Below are 7,225 nucleotides of genomic sequence, written 5' to 3' on the forward strand. Positions count from 1 at the left end.
GTAAATCGAGTTTTATTCTATAAAAAGCGTTCCACTAGTCTTTTTATTATCCAATAAGAGATTATATAGGTATAAGCCTGATTTCAAATTACTCATATCAAAAGTAAGGATGGTTTTACTACCTTTTTTTAGTGAAACATTAGTTTTTTCAAACACTTTTACTCCTGTAGGGTTGAAAATTTGTAAAGTAAAATAAGAATCATTGATTCGTGTATCAATTGACACTGTAAGATGATTATCTGTTATTGGATTTGGGTATAGGTTTATATTGTTTGATGATTCATTGTTTCCTTGTAAACCAAGAGGAGATCTGTTTTGAAGCCCATCTAGATATATTCTTACAGGGGTAGAAAAAGAGAAATTATCATATTCATCCCAGTTTATAGACCAACTCATAACTCCTCGTAGATTTGAGTATGTTTGGTTTAATTGATACTGTCCTCCAAAAGAAGTTCCTTTTATAAGATAATCCATTGCTTTTATAACACCATCAGGCCCTGTATATCCGCCACCAGCTTGTACAAAAGCAGGTACTCCTATTAATATTTGATCTTGTCGTAGAGGGGGGAAAAAATAACTTTGATTTTTTGTAATAGGAAATCCTTTGAGTAACATATCTACTAGAGAAACATAAAAATCTGAATTCCCCATAGGATATGCTTGATCATCCAAAGCAGTTATAGATCCAGAATTGTAATACTGTACTTGTAAAAAAGTCAATTTATCACGTAGTGCGTGTATTAATGGTAAATAAGCACCAGCCCGTCTATCTGCACCTTGTGATATTCCACCATAAAAAGCATATCCTAATTGTACAAAAAATGTCTCTGGAGCCATTGTAAGGATAAAATCGTTTCCAAAATGAGTACAGATACTTTTTACAGCATTGATGGTATTTACAATAACAGGAGTTGTTGGGTTAGCAAAATCATTATCACCAAAATCAAGAGATAAAGATTGCCCCTCAAAATCAATGTCCATTCCATCAAAACCATACTCCTCGATAATAGAAATCATTGAACTTGTAAACTTATCTCTAGCAGATATAGAGTTGAGTCGGACAGTTCCTTCTGCCCCACCAATAGAAATAATAACTTTTTTGCCTTGGCTTTGCAGTAATAAAATATCAGATTTAAAATCAGCTACACTGTAATTTATGGTGTTGAATACAGGGTCTAGTTGAAAACCAATATGCCCATCTGTAGAAGAAACGGTAGGTACAGCAAAAGAAACATTGATGACATCCCAATTAGGATTAATATCTCTAAGCTTACTAATACCCGAACCATTCTGAAAATTATGCCAATATCCATTCAGTATTCGTGCTGGTAAGGCGCCATTACCTCCTCCTGTATCTCTTCTTATAGATACGATAGGTGATGTAGTTGATGCGCCTTTGTCATCGATAGCAATAGCAGTAAGTGAATAACCATTTGTACTAGTGGTTAGGGTAAATGAATAGGGAAGAGTTGTATCTTCTCCTAGTTTGGTTGTGCCATCAAAAAACTCCACTTTTGTTATAGTACCGTCGTTATCTGTAGCATTTGCAGTAATTGTTATAATGTCGCCTAAAACATAAATAGTTCCATTATTGGGAGCAGTAATATTTACATTAGGAGGTGTGTTTCCTCCAGAACCTCCACAATTTCCAGTTTTAACCCAAGCATCTTCCCAGTGTGCACCTGTTCCTGGGGCATAGGCCCAACCAGAGCTAGAAGAGCACCATCCTGCTATTTTACATTCGTAAATCATATTTTCATTTTGTACACTTTCTCCTTGGTCATAAGGGTTCCCTTCTACATATTGAGGTAAACCATTACAAGTATTTCCTTCTGTACCTACTGGTGTAACCATAACAGAAACTGATACAGATGTAGTTAATGCTCCTTGGTTATCTGTTGCTACGGCAGTAAGATTGTAACTTTCCACTGTAGGAGTGTTGATGTTAAAAGTATAAGGAGTAGTTATATCTTCTCCTAGTAAAGTATTGTTGTTAAAGAATTCCACTTTTGCAATACTACCATCTTGATCATTGGCATTTGCTGTAATGGTAATTGCAGTACCTTCTTCAAAAGACGAATTATTTGTAGGAGATGTAATGTTTACTGTAGGAGCAATATTGTTGTTCCCTCCACTACAAGCTCCTAAAGATTCCCACGCGCCGTAAGGTTGTGAATTGGTTGATGGATTCATATTTCGGTTCCACCATTTGGCTTGATATCTACTGTTATTATGTTTTATAATTTCACCGCCAGTATATATCTGGTCCGATGACCAAGCAGTTATAGTCGTACAATTATCTTGAGTGAAAAATGTGTTTTTACTTGGTAAAAGATGAATCTCTTTGGCGTGAAGATTAGTAAGAACACTAATAAAACATATTAGTAATATATTTAAAATTAAATTTTTAAGAATAGGTATTGGTTTCATAATCTATAGAGTTTGTATTAATAGTGAGATTATAAGGTAAGAATATGTGAAATGTTTTTACAACAAAATAGCTAAATGACAGCTATTTATCGATTTTCAGAGCTGAACGACTATAAAAGGATTAAATATTGAAGACGAATTGATACTTTAAATTAAGTAAAAACAGTAGTTTAATTATTCCAGATTAGGAATCTTTGAAAATAAATTTAATTAAAGTGTTTGCTGTAAGTGTATTATGGTTTTTTTAATTTTTTTTATTAAAATAGTATTGTTTAAACTAAAAAGGATTGTATATTTGCACTCCGATTAGGAAATGACATATGAAGAAAATGTAGTCGGAAAGTTCATATAGATTGACATTACAAATCAGAATACTGATTTATAAAATATACATCGCGGGATAGAGCAGTAGGCAGCTCGTCGGGCTCATAACCCGAAGGTCACAGGTTCGAGTCCTGTTCCCGCTACTAGATAGGACAAGCCAGTATTTATGCTGGCTTTTTCTTTTTTAGAAATTTCCATATCCCTTGTTATTGTTGCGTTTAGAGCGAATAAGAAATTGATTTCATTGGTTAGATATTGCCTGTTTTCTGGATTAATCGTTAAACCTTTAGGAAAAACCAATTCTTGCAGTTTGGTTTTTATTTCAAAGCTTCCCAAAGCCCAGTATTCACTAATGTTTTGCGAAAAAACAATAATTGAGTTTACAAAATCATCAAGGTTAGATATTTTTTTGCTTTGACTTTTGAGATTTACATTTAATTGCAATAACTCTTTATCTATTTCCTCTTTATATGACTTGTATGTATAATCATCGATTATATCGTTCATAAGTTTGTCTACCAATTTTTTGGACTTAGTTTTTAAAGCCTTTATACGCTTTTCTATCGTTTCTTTTAGTTCGTATTCATCATTATTATGATTTTTCAATAACAGCTTTATTTGCGCTTTAAACGGCTCTATAAGATGCTTGTCTAATTTAAATGATTCCAACAACTCTATAAACGTATCGTGTACCCCTTTTTTTAATGACCTTTTACTAGAATTTGCGTTTAAAGTGACCCCCTTGCATTTTTGGCAAGTGTAATAATGTAATTTTTTTTTCTTTACCTCGTAGCTAGTTAACTTGTTATTACAATGCATACATTTTAAAAACCCTGTTAGAGGTCTGTCAAGATTTTGTTTGCTTATCTGATAACCTCTATTTCTAGGAATGTCTAAAATTTCTTGCACTCTTTTAAAGTTTGCTATTGATACAATGGGTTTCCAGTTTCCTTTTACGGGCTTATCCAATAACTTATTTGTAGAAATACCACAATAGGTAGCTTTACGCCACATCGCACTTAATTTCTGTTTGGATATGTTAAGACCGTATTTGGCCATTTCCTGCTGGATGATATAATCCTTTTCGCCTTTGACTTTCATAAGCCACGCTTTTTTTAATAGTTTGCCATCTTCGCTGATTTCGATTTGTTGGCGCTCGCTTCTTCTGCTAAATTCTGTAACCCTTGTGCCTTTAAGTGTATACCCTAAAGGGGCTTTGCCTAAATAATTTCCATCTTCTAAAAATGTTTTCATACCCGGCAAAGTATGTTCCATTCGCTCTAAGTTCTCTTTTCTTGCCCTTAACAGTTTTTTTAGGATCTGATATTCGCCGTCTTGCGTTTGGGTAGAAATTCCAGAATTAACCTCTATAAGATGCACATTGTTTTGGTGTACCAACTCATTAGTAAGTGCTATTGCATTTGCCCCACTTCGTGAAAACCTATTCATTTTGAATATGAGTATGGCAAATGGTTTGTTTTTTGTTTTGGAAACTTCTGTAATTAGTTTTTTAAACTCTTTTCTTGTAAAATCTCCTTTTGCACTTTCGTAAGTAGCCCCAAAATATTTTGTTATTACTAAACCATTTTCAAAGGCGTATTTTTCTGCAAACTTCTTTTGATATTTCAGACTTTTATTTACTTCTTGATCTTTACTGGAAACTCTGGTATATACCCAAACATTGTTATTTACAGTTGTTTGTTTTTCTGCTTTTATAATAAATTTTTCAAAATAATCTAAACTCATTTTTTGCTTTTCATTATGTCTATACCTATTACAGCTAATTTGTATAGCGATTTAATAATTTCTACTGCTTCTTCTTCAGTTAAACCTTCTAACCCTTCATAAGAACGTAGTTCGTCAACTTTCAAAACATTTAAATCATTTTCTTGTTCTTTTGTTTCCATCTACTTCTATATTCGTTTTCACAACGAATATAGAAGGGTGAATTTGGGTAATGATACCACTTGAAAATATTGTCTAATCCAAAGAAAATTTAGTCTTCAAGAAGACACAAGCTGTATTCTAATAGAATAGATTTTTAAACAATAAAGGTCTTAACATTGAAAAACTATACCTTATTAAGACAATTTTTGACCTTGTCTAATTTGGATAATTTTTGTAGGAAAACAAAGAAAATATTGCATTCTTTTCTGTTAAAGGTTGTTTTTCAGTGTATTTACGGTAAAATATAAAAATATTTAGGTTTTAAATAGTTCCAGCTTCCTTCTATAAGGAATAGTTCTGTCTGCTTCTTATAGAGAAAAGTTCCAGCTTCCTTCTATAGTAAAAACTCACGTGTCATTCTTATAGGAAATACATAGTCACTACTATAGTAAAAACTCATGTGTCATTCTTATATAGGAAATATATAGTCACTACTATAGTAAAAACTTACGTGTCATTCTTATAGGAGATACTTAGTCACTGCTATAGTAAAAACTCACGTGTCATTCTTATAGGAGATACTTAGTCACTGCTATAGTAAAAACTCACGTGTCATTCTTATAGGAGATACTTAGTCACTGCTATAGTAAAAACTCACGTGTCATTCTTATAGGAGATACTTAGTCACTACTATAGTAAAAACTTACGTGTCATTCTTATAGGAGATACTTAGTCACTACTATAGTAAAAACTCATGTGTCATTCTTATAGGAGATACTTAGTCACTGCTATAGTAAAAACTCACGTGTCATTCTTATAGGAAATACTTAGTCACTACTATAGTAAAAACTCATGTGTCATTCTTATAGGAAATACTTGCTCTAATAATCTCAGAATATATAGAAACTTCCTTGAAACAGGAGTCAAGCCAGTATAATACAGAATCATGATAATTTCCTCTTTTTGCCAATGCTTGAATGGTTCTAATTGTAACCAACTATATAACTACTTTTCTGCTAACTCCCAAGGTTTTACACATTTTACCAACTCAAAACTTCAATTTATGATGATTTAACCAACTCTACCCCTTCTATAACCCAATTCTCACCATAGATACTATAATCACTAGATGTTCTCAATTGATTACGTACATCTTCTTTTGCCCATTCTTTTAGATCATCTATAGACAGATCAGGATCAATATTATCATCTATAGACAGATCAGGATCAATATTATCATCATAGGTCACTGTATAGGTTTTTTTATACCATTCTGGGCCCTCTCCTTTGCGTATAGAAACATCAATTGTAAAATAGTACATATATGTAGATAGAATCAAAGATAATTTTTAATCAAAAATAGGGATATTTCCTCTTCTAAGTTTTTAATAAACTCAGAGAGAATCAATAAAAAACCATTAATTTATTACGGTAAACCATAATAAATCAGTTGTTTAATTTAAAAAACATAGCTATCCATTAAATAATATTTTTACATAATTACGGTTTTAGCACAATTTGTTTAATGATTTAACTTATGGTTAAATATCTGCTCATTTTATCATTTATAGATAATCTGCATTTTTACAGGGAAATTAGGGGAAAAATTGGATTAAAAAAGAGAGAATTCTCCTTGAAAATTTCGCAAAATTACGTCCAAAATATTAGAATTATACTATTAATTTTTAATTATTAAATACGTAGTTTTGGTTTGTAAATCAAGAAGTTAAGTCGTACGTCTCTTCTTTTTTTATCTATTGTAAAACCTAATTTTTTCTACCATGAAATCAAATATATTTGTTTTGTTTTATCTTTTTCTATCTTTAACAGTATTAACATTTACAAGTTGCGAAACTCCAAGTTCAAATGATGAAATTTATGAGATTGAAATTAAAGGAGCTGATAAAGAAATTGAAAGACCAGGGACACAAAGTGTCGAAGTCAACCCATCCAGTATTTAGATTATTATCTGAAGAAAAAGTTTCATTTACTGCTAGAATTATAGGGACGGTATTTGTTGCTTTATCAGGTGGATTATTATATCTAGATAAATTATTAGTTTATTTAAATTTTGAAAGTGATGTGACTTTCGGTTTTTCTAATTTCAGTAATTTCTTATGGGCGTTTACGCAAAGTATTGCGCCTATTTTTATGTTAATAGGAATATACTTAAAACCTCATAAATCTTCCTTTCTAATCGCTGTATACTGTTATGGCCTACAAATCTTTTGGATTTTTGGATCAAATCATTCAGAAAACTCAATGGATCACTTTTTTGCATTTGGATTTTGTATCATTTTTGTAATTATTGTTTTTTTCATAAAAAGATTAGTTGTTATACTTAACAAACGACAAAATCAAGATCAAGAATGGCTATTTCGGAGTGATGGTGCCACGTTTTTCGGTCAAACAGTGCCACTTTGAAAGATCTTACAATTATAGTTAAAATTTACTTTTCTTCATTCTTTAAAATTCCTTTTCTTAATGATTCTCCTTTTAGGTCAATCCTATGGGAAGAGTTTACAATACGGTCCAGTATGGCATCGGCAATAGTTCCTTCTCCAATAATATCATACCATGCTGA

General features: G+C 31.7%; 6 protein-coding genes and 1 tRNA gene. 2 read left to right on the plus strand and 5 right to left on the minus strand.

The features are described 5' to 3' along the window. Positions 1 to 12: 12 nt before the first annotated feature. Positions 13 to 2,430 carry an Ig-like domain-containing protein gene (locus tag CVD18_RS14310; protein WP_103866123.1) on the minus strand — a complete coding sequence of 806 codons (2,418 nt, stop codon included), beginning with the start codon at positions 2,428 to 2,430 and terminating at the stop codon, positions 13 to 15. A 394-nt stretch (positions 2,431 to 2,824) separates the two neighbouring features. Here CVD18_RS14310 and CVD18_RS14315 point away from each other — a divergent pair. Next, positions 2,825 to 2,897 (plus strand) — tRNA-Met (locus tag CVD18_RS14315). Here the strand turns inward: CVD18_RS14315 and CVD18_RS23505 are convergent. From CVD18_RS23505 to CVD18_RS14325, 3 genes are all read right to left on the minus strand, one after another. Continuing rightward, a complete protein-coding gene (locus CVD18_RS23505; RefSeq protein ID WP_103866126.1) occupies positions 2,857 to 4,500 on the minus strand; it encodes a recombinase family protein in 1,644 nt (547 codons plus the stop codon). The genes CVD18_RS14315 and CVD18_RS23505 overlap by 41 nt on opposite strands. Continuing rightward, positions 4,497 to 4,661, minus strand: a complete 165-nt coding sequence (locus CVD18_RS22625) for a hypothetical protein (RefSeq protein ID WP_158250465.1) — start codon at positions 4,659 to 4,661, stop codon at positions 4,497 to 4,499. The genes CVD18_RS23505 and CVD18_RS22625 overlap by 4 nt, the downstream gene beginning before the upstream one ends. A gap of 1,041 nt (positions 4,662 to 5,702) precedes the next feature. Beyond that, a complete protein-coding gene (locus CVD18_RS14325; RefSeq protein ID WP_103866124.1) occupies positions 5,703 to 5,963 on the minus strand; it encodes a hypothetical protein in 261 nt (86 codons plus the stop codon). 556 nt (positions 5,964 to 6,519) lie between these two features. Between CVD18_RS14325 and CVD18_RS14330 the strand changes: the two genes are divergently transcribed. Then, the gene (locus CVD18_RS14330; RefSeq protein ID WP_146052799.1) at positions 6,520 to 7,065 is read left to right on the plus strand and encodes a hypothetical protein; all 546 of its coding nucleotides are present in this window, start codon (positions 6,520 to 6,522) and stop codon (positions 7,063 to 7,065) included. A 25-nt stretch (positions 7,066 to 7,090) separates the two neighbouring features. Here the strand turns inward: CVD18_RS14330 and CVD18_RS14335 are convergent. Further along, positions 7,091 to 7,225 (minus strand): ATP-binding protein (locus CVD18_RS14335; protein ID WP_233194556.1); only part of this gene is annotated, 135 nt, incomplete at its 5' end.

Source organism: Aquimarina sp. I32.4, assembly GCF_002924285.1.
In the GTDB taxonomy this organism is placed as follows: Bacteria; Bacteroidota; Bacteroidia; order Flavobacteriales; family Flavobacteriaceae; genus Aquimarina.

What these genes read in the sequence shown, in the direction of transcription:
- CVD18_RS14310 (WP_103866123.1), bottom strand. Translation starts at nt 2,430, where the DNA reads ATGAAACCAATACCTATTCTTAAAAATTTAATTTTAAATATATTACTA.
- CVD18_RS23505 (WP_103866126.1), bottom strand. Translation starts at nt 4,500, where the DNA reads ATGAGTTTAGATTATTTTGAAAAATTTATTATAAAAGCAGAAAAACAA.
- CVD18_RS22625 (WP_158250465.1), bottom strand. Translation starts at nt 4,661, where the DNA reads ATGGAAACAAAAGAACAAGAAAATGATTTAAATGTTTTGAAAGTTGAC.
- CVD18_RS14325 (WP_103866124.1), bottom strand. Translation starts at nt 5,963, where the DNA reads ATGTACTATTTTACAATTGATGTTTCTATACGCAAAGGAGAGGGCCCA.
- CVD18_RS14330 (WP_146052799.1), top strand. Translation starts at nt 6,520, where the DNA reads ATGAGATTGAAATTAAAGGAGCTGATAAAGAAATTGAAAGACCAGGGA.